The following is a 24,684-nucleotide window of genomic DNA, read 5'->3' as shown; positions in this document are numbered from 1 at the left end:
TTCCGAATTCATTCGAAACCAGGGTCCCCGTGCCAGCTGCAAGCGTCTCCAGAATCCCCGTCGAGGAGCGGCTGTTCAGTCTCGTTCTCGCGCTCCTCGCGACCGAGACCGGACTCACCAAGAACGAAGTGCTGTCGACAGTGCAGGGGTATCGGCAGCGGTACCGTGCCGGTGGCGACAACGCCAACCTCGAGCGCCAGTTCGAACGCGACAAAGACGACATCCGCGATCTCGGGGTTCCGCTCGAGACCGTGGATTCTCCCGGCCAGGCCGGCAACAACCAGAACCTGCGCTACCGCATCCCGCGGGGCAGCTACGAGCTCCCCAGCGACATCACCTTTTCGGCGGAGGAGACGACCCTGCTCAACCTCGCCGCGATGGTGTGGCGCGAGGGATCCCTCTCGGGGGAGTCCCGCCGGGCCGTGATCAAGCTCAAGGGCCTCGGACTCGTGTCGGACGAGCCGGTACTGGGCTATGCGCCGCGTCTCCGAGTGCGGGATGCCGCATTCGAGCCGCTCCGCGCCGCTCTCGAGCGCAACGCGATAGTGCGCTTCGCTTACCTGAAGCCCGGCGAAGCCGAGGCTCGGGTGCGGGAGCTCGCCCCCCTCGCCCTCGTGCAGCACCAGGGTCGCTGGCATCTTCATGCGCTCGAGCCGGGTACAGAGATCACCAAGACCTTCCTGCTGCGGCGGATCGTGAGCCAGGTCACCACCACCGGTGCACTCTTCCCCGCCCCCAGCGGCGACCAGACCGCCCGAGCCCTCGAAGAACTCGATGAGGTGTGGGAGTCCCACACCGCCGATGTCGACGTCCTCGCCGACTCGGATGCCGCCACGCGCCTGCTCAAACGCCGCGGCACCGTCCGCCTGCCCTCCGGTGCCCTGCGACTGCACTACTCCGACGCCAACATCTTCGCCGACGAACTGGCCGGCTACGGCCCTGAAGCGCTCGTGCTCTCTCCGCCCGAGCTCCGCGAGGCGGTTCGCAACCGCCTGCTGCAGACTGTCGAGGAGCACGCGTCCCGTGGGACCGGCGCAGAAGGGAACACCCGTGGCTGATCGACCCGCACCGCTGCAGGCACAGGACAAACTGGCCTTCCTGCTCTCCCTCGTGCCCTTCCTCATGGAGCATGAGCGCATCAGCGTGCAGGACGCCGCGGATCATTTCGGCGTGAAGGCGCAGCAGGTGCGGGAGGCGGTCGAACTCATCGCCGTCTCCGGCATCCCCGGCGAGACCGGGCAGTACCAGCACGGAGACCTGTTCGACCTCGCCTGGGACGACTTCGAGGAGAACGATCAGATCGTGCTCACGAACCTCGTGGCCATCGATGACGCACCCCGCTTCTCCGGCAGGGAGGCCGCGGCTCTCATCGCGGGGCTGCAGTACCTGTCCGCGCTGCCGGAGAATGCCGATCGCAGCGCGATCGCCACTCTCATGGCCAAGCTCTCCCGCGGGGCATCCGCCCTCCCCAGCCAGTTCGCGGTCGAGGGATCCGAGTCCGACGAGACACTCGCCCTCATCCGCGACTCGGTCGCCTCCGGCGTGCAGGTGGAGTTCGACTACATCAACTCGCGTGGTGAGCACGAGCGTCGACGGGTCGACCCACTCCGCATCGAATCGATGGATGCGGACTGGTACCTGCGGGGATGGTGCCATCTTCGCGAGGCGGTGCGCACCTTCCGGATCGACCGCATCGGCAACCCCACGGTGACCTCCGAGCCGATCACGACCCACGCCTCCGACGTTCACCTGCCCGACACGCTCTTCGAGGGCTCGGTGGACGACCTCGTGGTGACCATCGACGTCGCCCCGTCGGCGGCGCCACTGCTCGCCGACTACCTCACCGACGGCACCGGAAGCATCCTCGTCGACGGTCGCAATCGCACGGCACTGCGGGTGTCGCACTATCACGGACTCAAGAGACTGGTCGGGGGACTCCCGGGTATGGTCACCGTGGTCGAACCGGCGGATGCTCGGCGGGCTGTCGCCGACTGGGCGGCGGCAGGGGCCGCGCGCTATGACGAGCCGATCCCGGGAGCCGACTGATGCCCTGGTGGTCGTGGATCGTCATCTGGACCTGCCTCGTGCTCGCACTCATCGCGGTGCTCGTCGTTTCGGCCTGGCGCCTTTTTCGAAAAGCTGTCGCCGTATTCGATGAGCTCGGCACGCTCGGCGGCAAAATGGAGTTGCTGGATGCCGCGATCACCGAGTTCGACGAGAAGCAGGCGGAGTTCGCCCTCCTGCAGAAGTACTCCGACGTGCAGGCGCACCGGCGGAGGGTGCGCGACGCATCGCTGGCCAGAAGAGAAGCCCGACGCGCCGCTCGACTCGACCGCGGTCGTTCCCTCACTCGTGTCGACGCGAATTCCCGTCGGTGGTTCCAAGCCGAATGACAGCCGCAGAGTTCGGATAGGCGGTAAACTTACTCAACTCGATTTTCTCGACTCTAAGGATCGCGCACATGTTAAGTGGATTCACCGGTTGGCACGCCCTGGTACTACTGGTCATCGTGGTGCTTCTGTTCGGTGCGACCAAGCTCCCGGGCCTCGCCAAGAGCGTCGGACAGTCGATGAAGATCTTCAAGAACGAGGTCAAGTCCGAGGAGAAGCCCGCACCGCCGGCCGACTCTGCGCACCTCAACGAGACCTCCAGCGAGGTCCGCGCGCAAACCGACTCGACCAACCCCTCCGCCAAGCCCTAGCGAGAGCTCATTACCGCCACCATGCCTTCCCGCAAGAAGCGGGGCGCAGGCAGTGAAGGCCGGATGTCTCTCGGCCAGCACCTCGTCGAGCTCCGCAAGCGACTCTTCCTCTCGGCGATCGCGATCGTCGTGTTCTCGATCGGCGGGTTCGTGGTCGCCGACTGGGTGCTCAAAGCCATCCGCACTCCGATCGAGCTGATCGCCAAGACCCACGGCAATACCACGCTGAACTACTCGACCATCGGTGCGGCCTTCGACGTGCACATCCAGATCGCCATCACGGTCGGAGTCATCGCCTCGAGCCCCGTGTGGCTGTACCAGGTGTTCGCCTTCATCGTGCCCGGCCTCACCACGAAAGAGAAGCGCTACACCTTCGGCTTCTTCTTCTCCGCAGTTCCCCTGTTCTTCGCCGGCTGCGCCGCCGGCTGGTGGGTCTTCCCCCACATCGTCGACGTTCTCAATTCGTTCGTTCCCAGCCAGGATGCGGCCATCACCGAAGCGAAGGACTACCTCGGTTTCGTGACCAAACTCATCCTCGCGGTGGGGATCGCGTTCGTGCTTCCGGTGTTCCTGGTGCTGCTCAACTTCCTCGGCATCGTCTCCGGGGTGAGCATCTTCCGCAGCTGGCGCTGGGCGATTCTCGCCATCTTCGTCTTCTGCGCGCTCGCGACCCCGTCGGCTGACGTGGCATCCATGTTCCTGCTGTCCGTGCCGATGATCGTGCTGTACCTGATCGCCGCGACGATCGCGTGGTGGCGCGACCGGGTCATCGCCAAACGCGCGGACAGCCTGGCCGGAGACCTCGGCGGCACGGCCGCCGCATGACCGAGCTGAGCCCGGCGGAACGCTTCGCCGCGTCTCGAGAACGGCGCGGAAACCCGCGGGTCGAGACGTTCCGCGGCAACCAGTCCTTCGATCTCGACCCCTTCCAGCTCGCCTCCTGCGTGGCGCTGGAACGGGGAGACAGCGTTCTCGTCGCCGCACCTACCGGGGCAGGCAAGACGATCGTGGCCGAGTTCGCGGTGTTCCTCGCGATGCAGGAACCCCGGGCGAAGGTGTTCTACACGGCGCCGATGAAGGCACTGTCGAATCAGAAGTTCCAGGAGTTCGTCGCCGAATACGGGGCCGATCAGGTGGGACTCCTCACCGGCGACACGAACATCAACTCCGGGGCGCGCATCGTGGTCATGACCACAGAGGTGCTTCGCAACATGCTCTATGCCGACTCGGATCTGTTGAAGGACCTCGCGTTCGTGGTGATGGACGAGGTCCACTACCTCGCCGACCGGTTCCGCGGCGCCGTCTGGGAGGAGGTCATCATCCACCTCCCGCAGACCGTGAGACTGGTCTCCCTCAGCGCAACGGTGTCGAACGCCGAGGAGTTCGGGGACTGGCTACAGGCGGTGCGCGGCGAGACCGCGGTGATCGTCTCTGAAGAGCGCCCGGTGCCTCTCGACCAACACGTGATCATGCGCACCAAGCTCATCGACCTGTTTGCGACGACCAAGGTCGGGCCGGGGGATCCGCCCGGAACTCCGACCCACCGGGTGAATCCTGAACTCGTGCAGATGGCCCGGTACGGGGGGCGCACCATCAGTTCACGCCAGATGCAGGATGTCGGACGGCGACACTCCCGCGGTGGACGCCCCGACGAGCTCAAGATGGACCGCGCCGGCGTCGTGAAGATGCTCGGGGAACGCAACCTGCTTCCGGCTATCTTCTTCATCTTCAGCCGGGTCGGATGCGACCAGGCGGTCAAGCAGGTGCTGCGCGCGGGAGTGAGGCTCACCACCCAGCTCGAACGTGAGGAGATCGCGGACATCGTGGAGGAGCGCTGCCGCACCATCCTCGACGAAGACCTCGCCGTGCTCGGCTACTACGAATGGCTCGACGGGCTGCAACGCGGAGTCGCCGCCCACCACGCCGGCATGCTGCCCGCATTCAAGGAGGTCGTCGAGGAGCTGTTCCAGAAAAAGCTCGTGAAGGCCGTCTTCGCCACCGAGACCCTCGCCCTCGGCATCAACATGCCCGCTCGCACCGTCGTGCTCGAAAAGCTCGAGAAGTTCAACGGCGAGGCGCGCGTGCCGATCACACCGGGGGAGTACACGCAGCTCACCGGGCGGGCCGGTCGGCGCGGCATCGACGTGGAGGGTCATTCGGTGATCCAGTGGCAGGAGGGCCTCGATCCCCAGGCCGTCGCTTCGCTCGCCTCCCGCCGCACCTACCCCCTGAATTCCAGCTTCTCGCCCACCTACAACATGGCCGTGAACCTCATCGAACAGTTCAGTCGCGAACGCGCCCGCGACATCCTCGAGTCGTCATTCGCGCAGTTCCAGGCCGATCGTGCCGTGGTGGACCTGGCCCGCAAGGTTCGGTCGCAGGAGGAATCGTTGCGCGGGTACGAGGAGGCCATGAAGTGCCACCTCGGAGACTTCCGGGAGTATTCGGGCATTCGTCGCGAACTCACCGATCTCGAACGCAAGGGCTCGATTCGCGCCGACCTGCAGAGTCGCGGCGAGCGAGACAAGCGGCAGAACCAGCTCGCCGCCCTGCGCAAACGACTCAAGCAGCATCCCTGCCACACCTGCAACGATCGTGAGGCACACGCCCGCTGGGCGGAGCGGTGGTGGAAGCTGAAGAAGCAGACGGACGAGCTGAGCCGCCAGATCCGCACCCGCACCGGTGCGGTCGCGCGCATCTTCGACCGCGTGACCGATGTATTGCTCGAGCTCGGGTATCTTCTGCGCGCCGACAACGGCGAGGTGACCGCATCCGTCCATGGGCGCACCCTTCGGAGAATCTACGGAGAGCGCGACCTGCTGGTGGCGGAGTGCCTGAGGCGCGGAGTCTGGAACGATCTGGATCCCGCCGGGCTCGCCGCCATGGCCGCCGCGCTGGTCTACGAACCGAGACGCGACGAGGGCCAGACCTCAGATCGTTACCTGCCGAGGGGAGCCTTCCGCCCCGCCTTCGAGAAGACCACAGACCTGTGGTCGAAACTCGACGACATCGAGCGCGACCACAAGCTTCCCGGCAGCAACCCGCTGTCCACCGGGCTGTCGCTCGCGATGAACCGCTGGGCGCAGGGGGTCTCCCTCGATTCCGTTCTCCTCGAATCGGAACTCGCGGCGGGCGACTTCGTGCGCATGACCAAGCAGACGATCGACCTCCTCGATCAGCTTTCGGTGGTTGCCGACGGAGCCGTGGGGCGCACGGCGCGCCAGGCTCTCGAATCGATCCGCCGCGGCATCGTGGCCTACTCCTCAGTCGCCTGAGCTCCGCTCGGGGGGTTCAGCTGGCCGCGGGCATAGTGACAGCCATTTAGGCTTGACGGGTGCGTTCGAGCCTCCCACCCCGCCGAGGGGCTGCCTCCGGATGGCTGTCGCGCCCCCTTCCCCTCACCGCCGCCCTTCTCGTCGCGGCGCTGTCCGGCTTCACCAACGCGGCGGCCTTTCCCGGCCTCAGCTTGTGGCCTCTCATTTTCGTCGGCACGGCCCTGATGTTCTGGTCCCTCGTGGGTCGCCGGGTGCGGTCGGCGCTGTTGGTGGGATTCGTGGGCGGCTTCGCATTCTTCGGCAATCACATCCTCTGGCTCACCGTCTATCTCGGACCGGTGCCGTGGCTTGCGCTCACGGGGCTCGAGGCGATCTTCTTCGCTCTGGGGTGCGTGCTCATGGCCCTGGCCTGGCGGCACGTGCCTCGGGTGTGGTCTGGTCCCGGCGCGCAGCTGATCGGCCTCCCCGCGGTACTGGCCGGCCTCTGGGTGCTGCGGGAGGCGATCACCAGTGTCTGGCCCTACGGCGGCTTCTCCTGGGGCCGGCTCGCGTTCTCCCAGTCCGCTAGCACCTTCGCCCCACTCGTGGCGTGGCTCGGGATCTCCGGCGTGAGCTTCGTCATCGCCTTCCTTTCCGCGGTGCTGCTCCAGGCGGTGCGGACGGGTCGGGTGCGCTGGAGCACCAGGGGGATGATCGCCGCGACCGCGTTTCTGATCGCTGCGCTGTTCCCCGCCTGGCCCGTGCTCTCGTCCGGCAGCATTCGCGTCGCCGCGGTGCAGGGCAACTCCAACTCCGGCCTCTTTGCCCAGATCCAGCCGGGTGACAGCCTGGACGACCACCTGCAGGCCACAGTGCCCATCCTCGGCCAGAAAGTGGATGTCATCGTCTGGCCGGAGAACGCCTCCGACATCGACCCGCTCAGGAACGAGCAGGCGGCGCAGACCCTCGACTTCGTCTCGAAAGAGATGAATGCTCCTCTCGTCACCGGCACCGTGACGGAGAACGCGAAGGGCCAGACCTTCAACAGTCTGCTGCTCTGGGAGAACGGCAAGGGGTCGGTCGCCCAGTACGACAAGATCCATCCCGTGCCCTTCGCCGAATACCTGCCGAATCGCTCATTCTGGTACCCGCTCGCCCCGAGCCTGTTCGACCTGGTGCCGCGCGATTACACCTTCGGCACGCGCTCGAACGTCTTCGATATCAACGGGGCGATGGCGGGACTGGCCATCTGCTTCGACATCGTGGACGACGGCCTCATTCACCAGATGGTCGATGGGGGAGCGGAGTTCATCATCGCCCCGACCAACAACGCCGACTTCGGCCACTCCGACGAGAGCGTGCAACAGGTCGCGATCGCCCGGTTGCGCGCGATCGAGACCGGTCGCAGCGTCGTCAATGACTCCACGGTGGGGGTGAGCGCGATGTTCGCCCCCGATGGTCGCGAGATCGCCACCCTGCCGACCTTCACGCGGGGGGCCCTGGTGGAGACGGTGCCGCTCAGCACAACGGTGACCCCCGCCATGTTCGCCGGGCGCCAGATCGAGTGGATCGTCGCCGGCTTCGGCCTTGCCAGCCTCGTGGTGGGCCTGCTGCTCGCACCCCGCCGGCGCCGCGCCGAGAACCCCAGGGGGCGACGTGGCTGAGACCCTGATCATCCTGCCGACGTACAACGAGATCGAGAGCCTGGGGACCGTGCTCGGCCGCATCCGCCAGGCGGTGCCCCAGGCCGACGTGCTGGTGGTGGACGACGCGAGTCCGGATGGCACGGGAGGGCTGGCCGATCGACTTGCCTCCGCCGATCCGGGGATCTCCGTGCTCCATCGAGCTGCGAAGCAGGGCCTCGGCCGGGCCTACCTCGCCGGCTTCGCCCACGCCCTCGACCACGGCTACCGGTTCGTCGTCGAGATGGATGCGGACGGCTCCCACGATCCGTCCGCCCTTCCGGCCATGATCGATCTGGCGGTCGGCGGCGCAGATCTGGTGATCGGCTCCCGCTGGGTTCACGGGGGTTCGGTGCGCAACTGGCCCTGGGTCCGCCAGGTGATCTCGCGCGCGGGCAACTCCTACTCGCGCACGGTGCTGCGCTCGGGCATCCACGACATCACCGCGGGATTCCGCGTGTATCGTGCCGACGCCCTCCGCTCTCTCGACCTGTCCTCGGTATCGTCCCAGGGGTACTGCTTCCAGGTGGAGCTGGCCTGGCGACTGGAGCGTGCGGGGCGGCGCGTGGTCGAGCATCCGATCGTCTTCATCGAGCGGGCGGCGGGCCGATCCAAGATGCATCCCGGCATCGTGGTCGAGGCGCTGCTGCGGGTCACGCTCTGGGGCGTCTTCGGACCGAGCTCGCCGAAACGCGAGCTGCCGCCAGAAGAAAAATAGCCGATCACCGCGTGAGCGGCGACCGGCTAGGTCTCTCGGAGCGAACGCTAGGCGCCGATCTTGTGCTGTCCCTTGCGTGCCCGGAGGAAGTCGAGACGTTCCTGGAGCAGTTCTTCGAGTTCCGCACGAGTGCGGCGCTCAAGGAGCATGTCCCAGTGGGTGCGAGGGATCTTCGCGTCGGAGGGTTCGGGTTCGACCTGAACCCCGTCTTCGCCGAGAAGTCGACCTTCCTGACCGCTCTTCGGGGACTCCCACACCGTGGGGATATCCGCGTCAGACGAGAAGGTCACCTCGAAGGTGGAGCCGTCGGCGGCTTGGTACGTACTCTTTTTCCGCGGGGAGAAGGTCACGCCTTCTTCGCTCTGGAGACTCTGGGATCCGAGTCTCATTCCGCGCAAACTGCGATCCGCCATTGTGTGGTCCTCTCTCGCGATGCAATCACCAGTTATAAACCCACAAGCTGGGCGTAACCTTTCCGTTACCCGGCGATCCCAGCAAACTCACAGTCTACTCCCTGCCGCCTGAGCATGCTTTCAGACGGCGAAGGAGAGGGCTGTGAGAAGTCGCAGGTGCGTGCTTTCAGACGGCGCCAGAGCGTGCTTTGAGAAGTCGCAGGGCGAGATCCGCCCGGTCGGTGATCAGGCCGTCCACCCCGAGATCCAACAGTCGTCGCATGTCGTCGGGCTCGTTCACGGTCCAGACCTGCACCTCGACCCCCGCGCGCTTCAGGAGGCGAACCGTGCGCGCGGTGATCACGCGGATGCCACGCACGCGCTCGGGCACCTGCACGGCCTGCACATCGCGCAGCAGGCGGCGAGCAAGCGGCACGAGGCCGAGCGTGACCGCGAACAGCGCACCGGCGAAGGGCACCGCGGATGCCGAGGTCGCGACCCCCGGCAGGGCGCGAACCGCGCGCAGCCGCCGCGCATTGTCGAAGGACGTGACCAGCACCCGATGCGTCGCGCTGGCCGACAGGATGGCTTCCACCGCCGGGCGGACGACGGCATCGGACTTGAGGTCGATGTTGAACCGCGCCTCGGGAAAGGCCACAAGCGCCTCTTCCAGGCTCGGGTAGGTCTGGCCGTGCCCGAGGTCCACTTCCTGCAGCTCGGCGAATGTCAGTTCCTCCACGCGCCCCGCGATGCCGGCGGTGCGGGCGAGATCGGGATCATGGCTGATGACAGCGATACCGTCGGCCGAGGCGTGCACGTCGGTTTCGAGGTGGGTGACACCGATCGCGAGGGCGGAGAAGAACGCGAGAAGAGTGTTCTCCGGAGCATCCGTCGCCAATCCACGGTGCGCAAGCACGCGGGGGAGCGGGCCGACGAAGAAGCCCTCGCCGAACTCGGTTGCGCGCCTTTCGGCCACGGGCACCTCGCTTCACTTCGGTTGTGCGCGGGAATCGAACGACTTGCACCGTTTTGCGGGGTACTAGCGTCCGCAACCCGCACAAGGGTGCAACTCGCCACGATGTGGGGCACAACCCCCGGCGACTCTGGGCATCACCCCGCGCGACTCGGCGCTATGCGACGGGAGGGGTCGGGGGAGCGGGCGGCACGACCGCTGCTGTTGGAGGCGCTGCTGCCGGAGTCGCTGCTGCGGGAGGCGCTGCTGCCGGAGCCGTTGGCGCCGACTGGCCCGGCGCCATGCCCGCAAGACTCGCCCCGAAGCCGGCTGTGATGCTCTTGATCGCCTCGGTGAGCTCCGAGGGGATGATCCAGAGCTTGTTGGAATCTCCCTCGGCGATCTTGGGCAGCATCTGCAGGTACTGGTACGCCAGAAGCTTGGAGTCGGGGTCACCGGCGTGAATGGCGCCGAACACCGTGGTGATGGCCTGCCCCTCACCCTCGGCCCGCAGCACCTGGGCCTTCGCCCAGCCCTCGGCCTCGAGGATCGCGGCCTGTCGGGAGCCCTCGGCCTGCAGGATGGCTGCCTGCTTCGTGCCCTCGGCGGTCAGGATCTGCGCGCGGCGGTCTCGCTCGGCACGCATCTGCTTCTCCATCGAGTCCTGGATGGAGAGCGGGGGGTCGATCGCCTTCAGCTCGACGCGACCGACGCGAACCCCCCACTTGCCGGTGGCCTCGTCGAGCACGATGCGCAGCTGTCCGTTGATGTTGTCGCGGCTGGTGAGGGCTTCCTCGAGGTTGAGGCTGCCGACGACGTTACGAAGGGTGGTGGTCGTCAGCTGCTCGACGGCCCCGAGGTAGTTGGCGATCTCATAGGTCGCGGCGCGGGCATCCGTCACCTGGAAGTAGACGACGGTGTCGATCGACACCACCAGGTTGTCCTCGGTGATGACAGGCTGCGGCGGGAAGGAGACGACCTGCTCGCGCATGTCGATGAGCGGGCGCACCCGGTCGATGAACGGCACCAGGATGTTGAGCCCCGGCATCAGCGTCTTGTGGTACTTGCCGAGTCGCTCGACGACTCCGGCCCGGGCCTGGGGGATGATCTTCACCGCCCGGAAGAGGATGGTCAAGACGAAGATCGCGACGATGATAATCACGATCACGAGGATGATCTGGCCGAACAGGTCGGAGGTCACAGTGCTGTCCCTTCTGCGGGGACCACTATCGCGGTCGCCCCTTCGATCGCCGTCACGAAGACGCGTTCACCGGCATCGACCGGTCGATCTGTGGTGGCCTGCGAAAGGCGGGCCGTCCAGGTCTCGCCGTTCGCGAGCTTCACGTGACCCTGTCCGTCCACGAAAGGCGTGGTGACCATTCCGCCGGTACCGAGGAGCGCCGCCACGTTCGTCGGCGTCTGGTCGGAGGTGCGGCCGAGCGCGCGTTTCAGGGCGGGGCGGGCGACGAACAGCAAGAGGAGCGCCAGAATCCCGGCGATGAGGATCTGAGCCCAGAACGGCGCACCGAGAAGGTCGGCCACGAGACCCCCCACGCACCCGCCGGCGAGCATGAGGAAGGTGAAATCGACGGTGAGCACCTCGACGATGACGAAAAGGAGAAGAAGGCCGACCCAGAAGATCCAGGCGTACATCGTGACAAAATCGACGATCATCCCGTTGCACCCCTTGCGGCTCGTGTGCTTCGAAACTACCACCAGCACCCGGGAAACCGCCTGATCTTGATATTGTCGTCACCCGTGGCTCCGCGCCGCGGCCGCCCTCGGAACCCAGGAGTCTTCCCATGACAAATCCCCTCGCCCCCGGTTCGCTCGACGGCCTTCGTGCCCTCGTGACCGGCTCCTCCCGCGGCATCGGCGCAGACACCGTCAGCTACTTCGCCGAAGCCGGCGCGAGCGTCGTGATCAACTACCGCAACAAGGAGGCGCGGGCGAACAAGCTCGTGGACAAGATCGTCGCAGCCGGCGGATCCGCGGTCGCCATCGGCGCGGATCTCACCGATCCCTCCTCGGTCGCCGCCATGTTCAACACGATCCAGAGCGAGTTGGGCGGACTCGACATCCTGGTGATGAATGCATCCGGAGGCATGGAGTCCGGCATGGCGGAGGACTACGCCATTCAACTCAATCGTGACGCCCAGGTTCACCTGCTGAATGCGGCCATCCCGCTGCTGGGGGCGGGGTCCCGTGTGGTCTTCGTGACCAGTCACCAGGCCCATTTCATCCATTCGACCCCCACGATGCCGGAATACCTCCCGGTGGCGCTCAGCAAGCGCGCCGGCGAGGACGCCCTTCTCGAGATGATCCCGATCCTGGATGCCGCGGGCATCGGTTTCGTCGTCGTGTCCGGTGACATGATCGAGGGCACCATCACCGCGACGCTTCTCGAGCGGGCGAATCCGGGGGCGATCAGCTCGCGAAAGTACTCGGCCGGCCGTCTCTACAACGTGAGCGAGTTCGCCGCGGAGATCGCCGCCGCCGCGGTCGAGCCGATCCCCGCCGACCACACCCGGCTCGTCGGGGACGTCAGCGACTTCGGCACCGCCTGATCGTCAGCCGGAGCCGCGCGCGCAACGGTGGCTAGCATGGGAGGTGATGAAACCTTCAGATCTTCCCCTCCTGTCCAGTGTCTCCCGCCCCACGATCCATCCGGATGGCACGCGTGCCGTCACCGCCGTCTCGCGGCCGGATCTCGTCGCGGATCGCGCGGTCGGCCAGTTGTGGAGCGTGATGCTCGACGGCTCCGGAGCGCGTCGGATCACGCGCGGCGTCAGTGACTCTAGCCCACGCTTCTCGCCGGACGGGAGCCTGCTCGCCTTCGTGCGATCGCCAGCAGAGGGCCCCGGTCAGCTCCACATCATGGCCGCTGGAGGCGGCGAGCCCCTCCAGGTGACCGACCAGAAGCTCGGCATCGGCGCCTGGCGCTGGTCGCCGGACTCCCGCACCATCGCGTTCACCGCGGCGGTGGCGGAAGAGGGTCGGTATGGCACGGTCACGAACCTCGGCCCGAGCGCCGAACCCCCGCGACGCATCACCACGCTGAAGTACCGCTCGAATGGATTCGGCTACACGAGCGATCGACGTCGCCACGTCTTCCTCGTCGAGGTTCCCCGCGTGGATGGCGAACCGCCCTACGCGACCGCTCCCTCGGTGCAGAATCCGAAGCCCGACATCGCCGCCGGCGTTCCCGAGCCGAGACGGCTGTCCGACGGTGACTTCGACCACGGGGCTCTCGCGTTCTCACCGGATGGATCGACGATCGCCGTCGTGTCGGCTCGCCACGCCGAGCGCGACCTCGACCTCGCCAACGACATCTTCGCGATCGACCTCAGGACCTCGGCGGATGAGGTTCCGACAGCCATCCAGGTCACCGGTCCGAACCGGCGTTACGGCATCTCCAGCGTCGAATACGGTCCCGGTGGCGAACTGTGGTTCACCGGGGGAGACCTGGGCGAGAACGGCGTCGACTTCGTCGGCCGCGGCGAGCAGCTCTGGATCTCGGATGTTCGGGGGGAGTCGGCGCGTCTGCTCACCGATCCCGCCACCACCGACCTCGACGGCGAACTCCTCGTCACAGCGGAGGGCGCTCTCGTGCACGCTCTCGACCGCGGCAGGGTGCACCTGCTTCGCATCTCCTCTGACCGCACGGTATCGCCGATCGTCACCGGGGACCTCGAGGTGCACGGCACCGATGCTGTCGAGGACGTGATCGTCGTCAGCTACACGGCGCCCGCGTCGATGGGTGAGCTCGGTCTCGTCGCCTCGGGCGGCATGCATCCGCTCACCGACTTCTCCGCGTCGCTGCGCAACGTCGGCGTGACCCCCCTGGAAGAGCTCTCCGTCACCGCTCGTGACGGAAGCGAGGTTCACGGCTGGGTGCTGACGCCGATCGACCAGGAGGAGCCGCATCCTGTGCTCCTGGTGATCCACGGCGGCCCCTTCACGCAGTGGGGAGTGTCCTTCTTCGACGAAGCCCAGGTCTATGTCGACGCGGGTTACGCCGTCGTCATGTGCAACCCCCGAGGTTCGGCGGGATACGGCGAGGCCCACGGTCGCGCTATCCGCCAGCGTATGGGAACTGTGGATTTCACCGACGTGATCGACTTCTTGGAGGGTGCCCTCGCACGTCACCCGATGCTCGACGGCGGGCGGGTCGGCGTAATGGGCGGCTCCTACGGCGGCTATCTGACGGCGTGGACGATCGCCAATGATCACCGTTTCGCCGGAGCCATCGTGGAGCGGGGCTACCTCGACCCGGAGGCCTTCGTCGGCACCTCCGATATCGGCTCCTTCTTCAGCGACGAATACACGGGAACGGACCCGCGACTCATGCGGGAGCAGAGCCCCCAGGCCCTGGTCGGGCAGGTGACCACTCCGACCCTGGTGATCCATTCCGAAGAGGATCTGCGTTGCCCCCTCAGCCAGGGAGAACGCTTCTACGCCGCGCTGAAGCGCAACGGCGTCGACACAGAACTCCTGATCTTCCCGGGTGAGAACCATGAACTGAGCAGGAGCGGGAGACCGCGGCATCGGCTCCAGCGCTTCGACGCTGTGCTCGAGTGGTGGGCCCGCTACCTGCCTTCCGTGGCGAACCCGGGGACCTGAGTGCAGAATCGACATCGTCTCACTTCTCGCATTCTGCTCTTCGATGAGCGGGATCGCATCCTGCTCTACCTGACGGTCGGATCGGTGCCGGCCGAGCAGACGCGCTGGATCACTCCCGGCGGGGGAGTGGAGCCGGGGGAGAGCCATGCCGAGGGCGCCCGCCGCGAGCTGTTCGAAGAGACGGGGCTCGACATCCCCGACCTCGGAGCGCCGGTGTGGACGCAGGATTTCGTGCCGGATTACGCCGGCGGAGACCATGACACGGGCCACGCCGAGTACTACGTGCTGCGCACCACGGCATTCGAGCCGTCGCGAGAGAATTGGACCGCGGAGGAGCAGTTCGACGTGCTCGAGACGCGCTGGTGGACACTGGCCGAACTCGCCGACACGACCGAGCCGTTTCGTCCTCCGGAACTGCTCGACCTCATCCGCAGCCAGCTGCGGCCCCACTGAAAGGCTCCCCATGACCGAAGATACCGCCGCGCTCATCGCCGAGATCGAGGCGCAGGAAGAGCGACTGGTGTTCACCCGTTTCAGCAACGCGGATGCCTGGGAGCTCGGATGCATCCTGGTCGAACTCGGCACGGAACGCGATCATTCGATCACCATCGACATCCGCCGCGGCGACCAGCAGCTCTTCCACGCCGCGCTGGCCGGCACTGCCGCCGACAACGACCAGTGGATCGAGCGCAAGGTGCGCACGGTTCGCCGATTCGGAAACAGCTCGTTCCTCGTCGGACTCCGTCACCGCGCGACCGGCACGCCGTTCGAAGCGCGGGAATGGAACGACACGTTCCTCTACGCGGCACACGGGGGCTCGTTCCCCATCAACATCCGCGACTCGGGGCTCATCGGCACCGTGACGGTTTCGGGGCTCGCCCAGTTGGCGGATCACCGTCTCGTGGTGGAGGCCATCGAGCGTCTGCTCGACCTCGGCGAGCAGTAGCGACGCCCTCTCCGTTATGTCAAGTAACGGAGGCCGCGGCTAGGACTGCAGGAATCCGGGGATCAGCGTCGGAGAGAATGCCACGACGATCCCGATGATCGCAGAGACCGCGACCAGCGCGGCCATCACGGTCAGGATTGCGATGCCGACATAGAGGACCAGCGAAAAGAACGATGACATGGTTCAAGTATCGCTGATCGGGCGGCGTGGTCCGGGCACGAGGCCCCGGAACTGTGCGCCGCCACAATCGCTGATAATGCACATTATGTCAAGTAGCACGCGCCAAGTTCGCGAGAACAGCCGCAGGCTCCAGATCGGGTCACTTCCCCGAGGTCGGCAGAATCGCCCGGGAGAGTGCACCGATGGGGGCTGGGTTGGCCTTCGCCCCACGCCCGATCCGAACCGACCGCGCTCGTGTCTGCTGAGGCCCGATCCCGACTGCCTGTCTGACCAAGACTTACTCTCCCGACGCGCACATTCAGGGCGACTGCGCGGTGTCGAAATCTTCGCTCGGCCACCCGACGGTACTTTGCCTCATCTCAGACCGCGATGAGACCCGACCCGATATTCGCGACCGCATGAACGAGGGTACCGGGGAGAAAGCTTCCCGACTTGTAGCGCAGCCAGCCCAGCACCCAGCCCGTAATGAACTGCACAGGGATGATCGGCCACAGCTGAGCGTTCACCAGCAAAAGCACCAGGTGGGGCGCAAGAAAGATGATCGCCTGGAGCAGGTTGCCCCGGCCGAATCCGAGGCGCCGAAGCAGGACTCCCCCGATGAGGCCACGGAAGAGAATCTCTTCACCCAGCGTCTGGAGGATGACATTCACGGCGACCAAGACCGAAGTCACATGGGCCACGGACATGCCGGGCGTCGAGAGAGCGCCGGTGGGAATCAGGGCGATGGCCGCATAGCCAAGCAGACCGAGAGGGATCAGTAGCGCCAACGCCCACACATATGACCGACCTGACCCGAGGGTGAGGCCCAGGCGCCTCGCGGCCTCGCGCGGCCCGAGCCTCCTGCGCCGTCCCTGCACCAGGAAATAGATGACCGAGGGTAGGGAATAGAGGATGAACTCAGTCATAGGTCCCTCTAATGTCGGGGCGTGGCGTATTCACGATAAGTAAGAAACTAGGTCCTGTACCCACGCGGTGCATAGGAACATCTGTCTCGACTCCGCGAGCCGTTACATTCCCTGCGCCGACGCATGCGGACACCGGGACCCCGGGACGCCCGACCGGGGACTGCGGATTTCATCGCCGTGGACGCCTCGGTCTTCAGGACAGGAAACAGGGCGGCATCCACCGCCGCTCGACGCAGCCAACGCGCAGCCTCCCCGCGCGCTGAGCGACTACCGGTGCGCCCGCACGGACATGCGCCGCAGCTCCAGAGTGACGTTGCCGGTTAGGCGCTGACGCTCGCCTCCAACAACCCCTCGAGCCGCGCGTAGCTCGTCTCCATGCCATCGGTCATTCCTGTGGCGAGCACCGCATCCCGCATCTCGGCGTTCGCGTAGGTGATGACGAGCGAGAGCAGCGTGCCGCCCTGCACGGGGGTGAGGGTCAGCTCGTTGAGCGTGGCCGGGAGCTCCCTCCCGATCATCGCCTCGGTGGTGACCGCGCGGTGTGGCGGCTCGCTCCCGAGCAACTCGCCGGTGAAGCCGAAACCCTCGCCACCACCGGCGGGTTCCCACACGTATCGGTAGCTGTCGCCGACGTTCGCCGCGATCTCGCACACCGGCATCGTCCATCCGTCGGGGCCGAGCAGCCACCGCTTCATGAGGTCGGCGTCATTGTGGGCATGCCAGACCTGATCGATGGTGCCCCGGATGACGCGGGCCACCCGCACCTGCGTGTCGCTGAGGATCTGTGCCTCCGCGCCACGGCTGGCCGCGAACTCGGCGAGGTCGGCGAGCACGGCCTCGATCTGGGACATCGCCTCGCGCGTGCCTTCGAGCACCCCCATCGAGAGGAGCAGCTCGAGCTGCTCGAGGGAGTCGACTCGGGAGACGGTGGTGAGCCGTGATCCGGTCGCCGTCTGCTCGAACGTGAAACTCGCGTAAGTGGCCGGCAGGTCCGTGTTCGGGGCGCCCGATTCGTGCGCGAACCAGTCGACGACCTCGAACGAGCGGAGGGCATCCACCTGCGTCCACTCCCAGCAGCCCCAGTGCTCGTCGCCCTCGGGGCCGGTCATCCGGTACACACTGCGCCCTCCGACGGCGACGTCGTGACGGAAGAAGGTCGCGGGGTAGGTGGGCGGGCCCCAGAAGCGCTCGAGCCGGCGCGGATCCATGTACGCATCCCAGAGCCGGGTGATCGGCGCCGTGAAGTCCGCGATGACGGTAATGGTGAGCTGGTCGAGATCCTTCTCGACGGAGGAGACGGGCATGATTCGCCTTTCTAGTGATTGTCTTCGTCGAGCAGGGCGTCGAGCTGGTCGATCCGCGAGCGCCAGAGTTGCTCGAACTGGTCGAGGAGGCGCTGTGCCTGACGGATACGCGCGAGGTCGCCCCGCACCATCCGCTCTCGGCCTCGCCGTTGCTTCGTCACGAGCTCCGCCTCCTCCAGAACGGCGACGTGCTTCTGCACGGCCGCGAACGACATGGCGTACGCGTCAGCGAGCTGCGAGACCGAGACTTCCTCGACCAGGGTGCGGCGCACGATGTCGCGCCGCGTCGCATCGGCGAGTGCCCGGAAGATCCGGTTCACCGCGTCGTCGCTGAGTTCCTGTTGTACAACCATTTGGTTGTAGATTACATCGCCTTATCGACTGGCGCAAGAGTCCGTGTCGGCGCCGGCGGCCTTCTGGTAGCGTCCCTACCGCTCAAGCCGGGGCCACGCCAGGTCGAGGCCACGCCAGGCGAGGCCACGCGAGGCGAGGCCATGTTGGGCGAGGCGGTGCAGCTGCCCGCGGTGCACGTCGCTCACCCATTCCCATCCGGGCTGAGCCGACGGGCCGACCCGCGGGTCAGCGGGCTCTTGCCCGTCGCGCAGTGCCCGAAGGTAGGCCCGGTCGCGATCGATTCGAGCGCGAATCTGCTCGCCCCCACCGACCGATCCGTGACCCGGAACGATGACAAGCGCATCACGAGCTTCGGCTTCGATCAGGCTCAGTGCAGTCAGGTAGCCCCCGATCGGGTCGGCGGGGCCGGTCAGGTCGAGCATCGGAATCAGCACATCGGAGAGCATGTCACCGGCGATCAGCACTCCGGATTCGTCGATCACGAGCGCGGCGTGGCCCGGCGCATGAGCGCGGTGTTCGATGATCCGCACCTCGGGGCCGTCCCAGGGAATCTGCATCGCGTCGGCTGGCAGTCCCGTGATGTTGCCGAGCAGTTCCAGCGGCACGTGCTCGGGGATGCCGGCGGCCTGAGCCACTGCTTGCACCCCGCCAGAAAGCCGATCCTCGGCCGTGGCTGCACAGCCAGCGGTGCCGTAGCGGGTGGCCGTGCCGAGCGCGGAATGCCAGAGCAGGTGATCCCAGTGCGGATGCGTCGAAAAACCCGCCACGACGACCTGGTCCAGCTCAGACAGGTCGTCGGCGAGGCAGAGCAGTTCGCCCTCGAATACCCCCGCGTCGATGACCAGCACGCCTGCCGCACCCTGAACGACGACCGTGTTGCTCTGGCAGAACCCGCTCTCGTGCACCAAGACGGCCTCCGCAATCCGGGTCAGCACGGCCGTCTAACCTTCGTACCGGATCGAGTAGCGGTGCATCGTTACCCCCTGTTCGAACGAGCGCTGCTCGAGCAGATCGAGCTCGATCGGACGGTCGTAGTCGTCGAACAGGGGCCTGCCGAAGCCGAGGATCGCGGGATGAGTGAAGAGCAGCAACTCGTCCAGAAGCCCCGCCCGCAGTAATTGTGTGGCGAGAGTGGCGCCCCCACACCGATGGCACCCTCTGTCTCCGCCCGAAGAACGGCGAGTTGCTCGATCGCGTGGTCTCCCCCGATGACCCGGGTGTTGAAGTCAGCATGACGACGGGTTCGGGAGACGAGGACCTTTGCGGCGTCCGTCCAGATCTCGCCGTACTCCCGAAGGAAGTCCGGCAGCGTGTCATCAGTGCGGGCGCGTGGCCAATACTCCTCCATGGTCTCGAATATGACCCGACCCTGCACCATCACGGCGAGCTCCCGCGCCCGCGCATTGAACTCGCGGTGCAGTTCTTCGCCAATGCGCAGCCACTCCCCCGCACCGTCGTCGCCCGGAACCTGCTCGATCCGCAGATCGAGGGACACGTTCATCCAATATACGAAGCGGCCCACCAGCGTCTCCTCAGAATAGTGGTTGCGTTCTGCAACCACTATATTGAGAACGACGCGACTGTCAAGCAATCTCTTGTGGGGAGGAATCGTGGAACCGCGCTCCGGATGCCCGATCAACGCCGCCGTCGAGGTTCTCGGCGATCGCTGGTCGCTGCTGGTACTGCGCGACGTGATCTTCGGAGACCGCCGTCACTTCCGGGCGCTGCTCACCGGATCGCTCGAAGGCATCGCGTCGAACATCCTCGCCGACCGGCTCGTGCGGCTCGTGGAGGCAGGGATCCTCACCCGCGGCACGGCCGCGCGGGGCCAGCGCGCCCGCTACAGCCTCACGGAAGCCGGCATCCAGACGCTCCCCGTGATCTTTGCCCTGGGCAACTGGGGGCTCGATTGGCAGGCCGGCAGCGAAGAACTGCGAGTTCGGCAACGGGTCATGAGAGAGGGAGGTCCGGCGTTCATCGACGAACTGATGGACGAATTGCGCACCCGTCACCTCGATGCCCCGGCGGAACCGACCGTCGGCCCGAGCCCGCTCGAGCGCCTCGATGCCGCCTTCGCCGCGTCCACAGCGAGTCAAAACGGGAGTGAGCAACAGGCCCAGACCCGGCAGGAGCGTCACTAGAATGGCGCCCATGAAGACGGATGATGCGACCCTCCGCCGCGTCCACGCCATGCCCTTCGCCACCGTGTACCCGCTCTACGTGAAAAAGGTCGAGCGAAAGGGTCGAACGACGGCCGAACTCAACGAGATCATCACGTGGTTGACCGGTTTCGACGACGACGACGTCGACAGGCACATCCTCGCCGGCACGTCGTATGAAGACTTCTTCGCCGATGCCCACCTCAATGCGAATGCCCCGCTGATCACCGGAGTCGTCTGCGGTGTTCGCGTCGAAGAGGTCGAGGATCCCGTGATGCGGAAGGTGCGCTACCTCGACAAACTGGTCGACGAATTGGCCAACGGAAGGCCGCTGGCGAAGATCCTGCGGTCCTGACGCGCGAGCACAGCATCGAACCGATCCGGTCCGACCCGGCGCTCAGGCCCGCCGCTCGGGACCCGACGCCTCATCCCACCAGGACAGCACCCGGGTGGCGAAGAACGTGAGCCAGGGTGACGGCTCGTCGACGTCGACGTCGAACCACACCCTCCCGGGGTGCCTGCGCTGTTGAAGCCAGGTGCCGTCCGGCTGGCGGGCGTCCCGCACCGATTCGATGGCGTCGGCGACGCGGAGGTCCGGAGCGGTGCCGTCGAACAGCGAGGCCGAACGAAAGTAGTCCACGGCATTGAGGGCGCTGTAGAAGGAACGAAACGGATAGGCGAGCCGCGTCGTCCGAGGCCCGAGGATCTCCCCGCGGGAGAGCGAATACAGCAGCCTGCGCCGCAGCAGGTATTCCTCTCCCCTGTGCCGGGCCGCGGTCAGTCTGCCAGTCCTCCCGGTCACCGTCTCGTAGTAGAGGATGCCCTTCAGACTGTTCAGCGTTGAGTCGAATGACGACCGGGTCGAGCCTTCCACCCATTCGCAGTTCCATCCCCCATCTGCCATGTGGTGCTCCGGAAACCACTCCGCGATGGCGGAGACTTCCGCACCGAGCCAGGCGCCGTTCGCGAGGGTCGAGGCGTTGATACAGCAGTCCACTTCTCCCTCCCAGTACGGTCGGTCGTTGTATTCCCATCGGCTGTGAGCCGCGAGTGCGGAAGCCGTGCCCTCGAGGACAGCGGCATCCAGCCCCAGTCCCGCAGCGCATTGAGGGACCAGGTCGTCGCCGTCCACGGCTGCCCCGCGGCTTCCGCCGCCTCCGGAGAGTCGAAATCGAAGCCCTGAGGGAAGAACGCTCCCCCGGCCCACTGCCCGTCCGGGTCCTGATGGGCGAGCAACTCGGCTCCGAACCCCTCTGTCGCAATGCGGTCTCGCGTGGACTCCCAGACCTCCCGCGGTGATTCGAGCAGGTCGCGCTCAACCTGCCAGCGCAATGCGACATCGGTGTCGAGGAGAAACACGCGCAACGAAGCGGTCAGCGGTGGCGGCTCCGTTCCATCATGGAGCGGCCCCCTCACTGTCGCAACCGCTCCCCGGGCGGGCGGCCTCGAGTTCGGCGCCCCAGACGGCTCCACGACCCCGTGTGCACCCAGTGCCCCTATGCTTGCCGCGAGATGAACGAGACTGCGGATGACCCGTCGGCACAGCACGTCGCCGACAGTCACGACCTGATTCGAGTTCACGGAGCTCGCGTGAACAACCTCAAGAACGTCAGCATCGACATCCCGAAACGGCGACTGACCGTGTTCACGGGGGTCTCCGGTTCAGGCAAGAGCTCCCTGGTCTTCGGCACGATCGCCGCGGACTCGCAGCGCATGATCAACGAGACCTACAGCGCGTTCCTCCAGGGCTTCATGCCGACTCTGGCGCGGCCGGATGTCGACCGACTCGAGGGTCTGACCACCGCGATCATCGTCGACCAGGAACGAATGGGGGCGAACTCGCGCTCAACGGTGGGCACCGCGACCGACGCCAACGCGATGCTGCGAGTCGTGTTCAGCCGCCTCGGGATGCCCCATCTCGGCTCCCCCCAGGCCTTTGCGTTCAACGTGCCATCGGTGAGCGGATCGGGCGCCGTCACCATGGACAAGGCCGGCCGCACCGTGAAGGAGAGACGCAGTTTTACCGTCACGGGAGGCATGTGCCCGCGCTGTGAGGGCATGGGGCGGGTCAGCGACATCGATCTGACCCAGCTCTATGACGACTCCAAATCCCTCGCCGAGGGCGCGATGACCATTCCCGGCTACACCGCGGATGGCTGGGGCGTTCGCATCTTCACCGGGTCCGGGTTCCTCGATCCTCACAAGCCGATCCGCGACTATTCGAAGAGGGAGCTCGACGACTTTCTGTACCACGAACCGACGAAAGTAAAGGTCGGCGACATCAACATGACCTACGAGGGACTCATCCCCAAGGTGCAGAAGTCCTTCCTCTCCAAGGACCGCGAGGCCATGCAGCCGCACATCCGCGCCTTCGTGGATCGGGCCGTCACCTTCGCGACCTGTCCCGACTGCGGTGGCACCCGGCTCAACGAGGGCGCCCGTTCCTCGCGGGTCGCCGGCCTCAACATCGCCGAGGCGTGCGCCATGCAGATCAGCGACCTCGCCGAATGGGTGCGGGGCATTCGGGATCCGACCGTCGCGCCCCTGCTGGCCGCACTCACCCAGACTCTCGACTCCTTCGTGTCGATCGGCCTCGGCTACCTCTCTCTCGATCGACCGGCCGGCTCGCTCTCCGGCGGCGAAGCCCAGCGCACGAAGATGATCCGGCACCTCGGGTCCTCGCTCACCGACGTCACCGATGTCTTCGATGAACCGACGATCGGCCTGCATCCCCACGACATCGAGCACATGAATGCCCTGCTGCTCCAGCTGCGAGACAAGGGCAACACCGTGTTGGTCGTCGAGCACAAGCCGGAGACGATTGCGATCGCCGACCATGTGGTCGATCTCGGTCCCGGTGCGGGAAGCGCGGGCGGACTCATCTGCTTCGAAGGCTCCGTCGAGGCACTCAGATCGAGCGATACTCTGACCGGCCGGCATCTCGACGACCGGCGCTCCCTCAAACGAGAGGTGAGGTCGCCGTCGGGTTCACTGCAGGTTCGCGGCGCGACGGCACACAACCTCCAGAATGTCGACGTCGACATTCCGCTCGGCGTGCTCGTGGTCATCACCGGGGTGGCCGGCTCGGGCAAGAGCTCACTCGTTCACGGCTCACTTCCCGTGCGGGATGGAGTGGTGTCCATCGACCAGGGCGCGATCAAGGGCTCCCGTCGCAGCAATCCGGCGACCTACACCGGGCTGCTCGACCCGATCCGCAGCGCCTTCGCAAAGGCCAACGGGGTCAAGCCCGCGCTATTCAGTGCAAATTCGGAGGGCGCGTGCCCCCAGTGCAACGGCGCCGGCGTCATCTTCACCGATCTCGGGATGATGGCGAGCGTCGCCTCCACCTGCGAGGTGTGCGAGGGCAAACGGTTCCAGGCTTCCGTGCTGGACTACCACCTCGGCGGGCGCGACATCAGCCAGGTGCTCGCGATGTCTGTGGCCGAGGCCGAAGAGTTCTTCGCCGGCGGTGAGGCTCGAACACCCGCGGCGCACGCCATCCTTCATCGCCTCGTCGACGTGGGGCTGGGATATCTCAGCCTCGGCCAGCCGCTCACCACTCTGTCCGGTGGCGAACGGCAACGGCTCAAGCTCGCCATCCACATGGCCGAGAAGGGCGACGTCTACGTGCTCGACGAGCCGACCACCGGTCTGCACCTCGCCGATGTCGAGCAGCTGCTCTTCCTTCTTGACCGCCTGGTGGATTCGGGCAAATCGGTGATCGTCGTCGAGCACCATCAGGCGGTCATGGCCCACGCCGACTGGATCATCGATCTCGGTCCGGGGGCCGGCCATGATGGTGGGCACGTCGTGTTCGAGGGCACTCCGGCAGCACTAGTCGGTGCACGATCCACCCTCACCGGCAAGCACCTCGCGGCCTACGTGGAGCGCTAGCCGTCAGGGGATCCACACCGTCTCGGTGGAGACGCTGATGCTCGATACCTCGCCCGTCATCGATGCCCAGAGCTTGATGTCGTCGCCGGGCTGCTTCTGATACGGCTTGCCATTGCGGTCATGGCAGTCGAATCCGACCTCCACCTCGAACGAGACCCCGATACCGTAGGTGTGCCCGCCCTGAACTTGCAGTCGCACGGAGAGATCGTCGAAGGCGTGGCGGTCGCTACGTATCGCGGTTCCTCCTTGTCCGCTCTCGCGATAGTCGACGAGCACCCGAGAACCGAACGGTCTCAGCAGCTCCCATTGCCCGGTCACCGGGCTGATTTCCCAGCCCGCGATGTGGACGGTGCCGCGGTAGGAGAAGTTCGAGAAACCGGCGGACGAACCGACGAGATACCACCAGCGGCTCTCGGCGACCAGATCGACGTCGGCACTGACTCGCACCGTCGAGAGCGAGTTGGTCGGCACGATCCGCACGCCGACACCCGCGGCACCGGTGTAGCTCGGGTTCAACCCGGACACGTTGGGGACTGCCCCCGGTTTGGTTGACTCCTGACCTGTGGAGATTCGTCTCCGCTGGAAGGATGTCACCATGCCCAAGCCCTACCCACTCGAGT

At 66.2% G+C, this 24,684-nt stretch carries 26 protein-coding genes and 1 pseudogene; 15 read left to right on the top strand and 12 right to left on the bottom strand.

Translation table 11 applies throughout. The features are described 5' to 3' along the window. Nucleotides 1–29: 29 nt before the first annotated feature. From ABIB54_RS15890 to ABIB54_RS15855, 8 genes are all read left to right on the top strand, one after another. On the top strand, nucleotides 30–1,058 hold the full coding sequence (locus ABIB54_RS15890; protein ID WP_354576496.1) for a helix-turn-helix transcriptional regulator: 1,029 nt from the start codon (nucleotides 30–32) through the stop codon (nucleotides 1,056–1,058). Next, nucleotides 1,051–2,046, top strand: coding sequence for a helix-turn-helix transcriptional regulator (locus tag ABIB54_RS15885; RefSeq protein ID WP_354576495.1), 996 nt, complete (start codon nucleotides 1,051–1,053; stop codon nucleotides 2,044–2,046). Before ABIB54_RS15890 ends, ABIB54_RS15885 begins: the two co-directional genes overlap by 8 nt. Continuing rightward, a complete protein-coding gene (locus ABIB54_RS15880) occupies nucleotides 2,046–2,393 on the top strand; it encodes a hypothetical protein (RefSeq protein ID WP_354576494.1) in 348 nt (115 codons plus the stop codon). The genes ABIB54_RS15885 and ABIB54_RS15880 overlap by 1 nt, the downstream gene beginning before the upstream one ends. A gap of 68 nt (nucleotides 2,394–2,461) precedes the next feature. Further along, on the top strand, nucleotides 2,462–2,701 hold the full coding sequence (tatA, locus tag ABIB54_RS15875; RefSeq protein WP_185203713.1) for a twin-arginine translocase TatA/TatE family subunit: 240 nt from the start codon (nucleotides 2,462–2,464) through the stop codon (nucleotides 2,699–2,701). A gap of 21 nt (nucleotides 2,702–2,722) precedes the next feature. After that, nucleotides 2,723–3,526 (top strand): twin-arginine translocase subunit TatC, encoded by an 804-nt coding sequence (gene tatC, locus ABIB54_RS15870; protein ID WP_354576493.1) that lies wholly within the window; start codon nucleotides 2,723–2,725, stop codon nucleotides 3,524–3,526. Next, a complete protein-coding gene (locus ABIB54_RS15865) occupies nucleotides 3,523–5,976 on the top strand; it encodes a DEAD/DEAH box helicase (protein ID WP_354576492.1) in 2,454 nt (817 codons plus the stop codon). Before tatC ends, ABIB54_RS15865 begins: the two co-directional genes overlap by 4 nt. Before the next feature lie 59 nt (nucleotides 5,977–6,035). Continuing rightward, complete coding sequence (gene lnt / locus ABIB54_RS15860) at nucleotides 6,036–7,619, top strand: apolipoprotein N-acyltransferase (protein ID WP_354576491.1); 1,584 nt, start codon at nucleotides 6,036–6,038, stop codon at nucleotides 7,617–7,619. Continuing rightward, a complete protein-coding gene (locus ABIB54_RS15855) occupies nucleotides 7,612–8,355 on the top strand; it encodes a polyprenol monophosphomannose synthase (protein ID WP_354576490.1) in 744 nt (247 codons plus the stop codon). Before lnt ends, ABIB54_RS15855 begins: the two co-directional genes overlap by 8 nt. Nucleotides 8,356–8,402: 47 nt before the next feature. On the opposite strand, the gene ABIB54_RS15850 is transcribed toward ABIB54_RS15855, so the two are convergent. From ABIB54_RS15850 to ABIB54_RS15835, 4 genes are all read right to left on the bottom strand, one after another. Continuing rightward, nucleotides 8,403–8,768, bottom strand: a complete 366-nt coding sequence (locus ABIB54_RS15850) for an RNA polymerase-binding protein RbpA (RefSeq protein ID WP_354576489.1) — start codon at nucleotides 8,766–8,768, stop codon at nucleotides 8,403–8,405. 166 nt (nucleotides 8,769–8,934) lie between these two features. After that, complete coding sequence (locus ABIB54_RS15845; protein ID WP_354576488.1) at nucleotides 8,935–9,723, bottom strand: glycerophosphodiester phosphodiesterase family protein; 789 nt, start codon at nucleotides 9,721–9,723, stop codon at nucleotides 8,935–8,937. Between the two features lie 154 nt (nucleotides 9,724–9,877). Then, a complete protein-coding gene (locus ABIB54_RS15840) occupies nucleotides 9,878–10,900 on the bottom strand; it encodes an SPFH domain-containing protein (RefSeq protein WP_354576487.1) in 1,023 nt (340 codons plus the stop codon). Next, nucleotides 10,897–11,373, bottom strand: coding sequence for an NfeD family protein (locus tag ABIB54_RS15835; protein ID WP_354576486.1), 477 nt, complete (start codon nucleotides 11,371–11,373; stop codon nucleotides 10,897–10,899). The genes ABIB54_RS15840 and ABIB54_RS15835 overlap by 4 nt, the downstream gene beginning before the upstream one ends. A gap of 128 nt (nucleotides 11,374–11,501) precedes the next feature. Between ABIB54_RS15835 and ABIB54_RS15830 the strand changes: the two genes are divergently transcribed. The 4 genes from ABIB54_RS15830 to ABIB54_RS15815 are packed head-to-tail and all read left to right on the top strand — an operon-like array spanning nucleotide 11,502 to nucleotide 15,268. Then, entirely contained in the window at nucleotides 11,502–12,266 is a 765-nt protein-coding gene (locus tag ABIB54_RS15830; protein ID WP_354576485.1) for an SDR family oxidoreductase, read from the top strand. A gap of 46 nt (nucleotides 12,267–12,312) precedes the next feature. Then, nucleotides 12,313–14,322 carry a S9 family peptidase gene (locus tag ABIB54_RS15825; RefSeq protein ID WP_354576484.1) on the top strand — a complete coding sequence of 670 codons (2,010 nt, stop codon included), beginning with the start codon at nucleotides 12,313–12,315 and terminating at the stop codon, nucleotides 14,320–14,322. Continuing rightward, nucleotides 14,323–14,775 (top strand): NUDIX hydrolase, encoded by a 453-nt coding sequence (locus tag ABIB54_RS15820; RefSeq protein ID WP_354576483.1) that lies wholly within the window; start codon nucleotides 14,323–14,325, stop codon nucleotides 14,773–14,775. It begins immediately after the preceding gene. Nucleotides 14,776–14,785: 10 nt separating this feature from the next. Then, complete coding sequence (locus ABIB54_RS15815; RefSeq protein WP_354576482.1) at nucleotides 14,786–15,268, top strand: heme-degrading domain-containing protein; 483 nt, start codon at nucleotides 14,786–14,788, stop codon at nucleotides 15,266–15,268. Nucleotides 15,269–15,307: 39 nt separating this feature from the next. Here ABIB54_RS15815 and ABIB54_RS15810 read toward each other — a convergent pair whose 3' ends face one another. From ABIB54_RS15810 to ABIB54_RS15785, 6 genes are all read right to left on the bottom strand, one after another. After that, nucleotides 15,308–15,448, bottom strand: a complete 141-nt coding sequence (locus ABIB54_RS15810; protein WP_354576481.1) for a hypothetical protein — start codon at nucleotides 15,446–15,448, stop codon at nucleotides 15,308–15,310. Between the two features lie 359 nt (nucleotides 15,449–15,807). Next, entirely contained in the window at nucleotides 15,808–16,353 is a 546-nt protein-coding gene (locus ABIB54_RS15805) for a CPBP family intramembrane glutamic endopeptidase (RefSeq protein WP_354576480.1), read from the bottom strand. Nucleotides 16,354–16,673: 320 nt separating this feature from the next. Continuing rightward, on the bottom strand, nucleotides 16,674–17,657 hold the full coding sequence (locus ABIB54_RS15800) for an SRPBCC family protein (protein ID WP_354576478.1): 984 nt from the start codon (nucleotides 17,655–17,657) through the stop codon (nucleotides 16,674–16,676). Nucleotides 17,658–17,668: 11 nt separating this feature from the next. Then, the gene (locus ABIB54_RS15795) at nucleotides 17,669–18,010 is read right to left on the bottom strand and encodes an ArsR/SmtB family transcription factor (protein WP_354576477.1); all 342 of its coding nucleotides are present in this window, start codon (nucleotides 18,008–18,010) and stop codon (nucleotides 17,669–17,671) included. Between the two features lie 75 nt (nucleotides 18,011–18,085). After that, complete coding sequence (locus tag ABIB54_RS15790) at nucleotides 18,086–18,946, bottom strand: MBL fold metallo-hydrolase (protein WP_354576476.1); 861 nt, start codon at nucleotides 18,944–18,946, stop codon at nucleotides 18,086–18,088. Between the two features lie 6 nt (nucleotides 18,947–18,952). Further along, nucleotides 18,953–19,102 (bottom strand): dihydrofolate reductase family protein, encoded by a 150-nt coding sequence (locus tag ABIB54_RS15785; RefSeq protein WP_354576475.1) that lies wholly within the window; start codon nucleotides 19,100–19,102, stop codon nucleotides 18,953–18,955. A 519-nt stretch (nucleotides 19,103–19,621) separates the two neighbouring features. Here ABIB54_RS15785 and ABIB54_RS15780 point away from each other — a divergent pair. After that, entirely contained in the window at nucleotides 19,622–20,152 is a 531-nt protein-coding gene (locus ABIB54_RS15780) for a winged helix-turn-helix transcriptional regulator (RefSeq protein WP_354576474.1), read from the top strand. Nucleotides 20,153–20,162: 10 nt separating this feature from the next. After that, nucleotides 20,163–20,525, top strand: a complete 363-nt coding sequence (locus ABIB54_RS15775; RefSeq protein ID WP_354576473.1) for a DUF2200 domain-containing protein — start codon at nucleotides 20,163–20,165, stop codon at nucleotides 20,523–20,525. A 42-nt stretch (nucleotides 20,526–20,567) separates the two neighbouring features. Here ABIB54_RS15775 and ABIB54_RS15770 read toward each other — a convergent pair. After that, nucleotides 20,568–21,547, bottom strand: a pseudogene (locus ABIB54_RS15770) (squalene cyclase). 135 nt (nucleotides 21,548–21,682) lie between these two features. Here ABIB54_RS15770 and ABIB54_RS15765 point away from each other — a divergent pair. Then, the gene (locus ABIB54_RS15765; RefSeq protein WP_354576472.1) at nucleotides 21,683–24,064 is read left to right on the top strand and encodes an ATP-binding cassette domain-containing protein; all 2,382 of its coding nucleotides are present in this window, start codon (nucleotides 21,683–21,685) and stop codon (nucleotides 24,062–24,064) included. A gap of 3 nt (nucleotides 24,065–24,067) precedes the next feature. Here ABIB54_RS15765 and ABIB54_RS15760 read toward each other — a convergent pair whose 3' ends face one another. Continuing rightward, on the bottom strand, nucleotides 24,068–24,589 hold the full coding sequence (locus ABIB54_RS15760) for a hypothetical protein (RefSeq protein WP_354576471.1): 522 nt from the start codon (nucleotides 24,587–24,589) through the stop codon (nucleotides 24,068–24,070). Between the last annotated feature and the right edge of the window lie 95 nt (nucleotides 24,590–24,684).

The sequence above is a fragment of the Frigoribacterium sp. UYMn621 genome, from assembly GCF_040549525.1.
In the GTDB taxonomy this organism is placed as follows: Bacteria; Actinomycetota; Actinomycetes; order Actinomycetales; family Microbacteriaceae; genus Lacisediminihabitans.
Note: the sequence above shows the minus strand (reverse complement) of the source record. Positions and strands in the feature narration are given on the sequence as shown.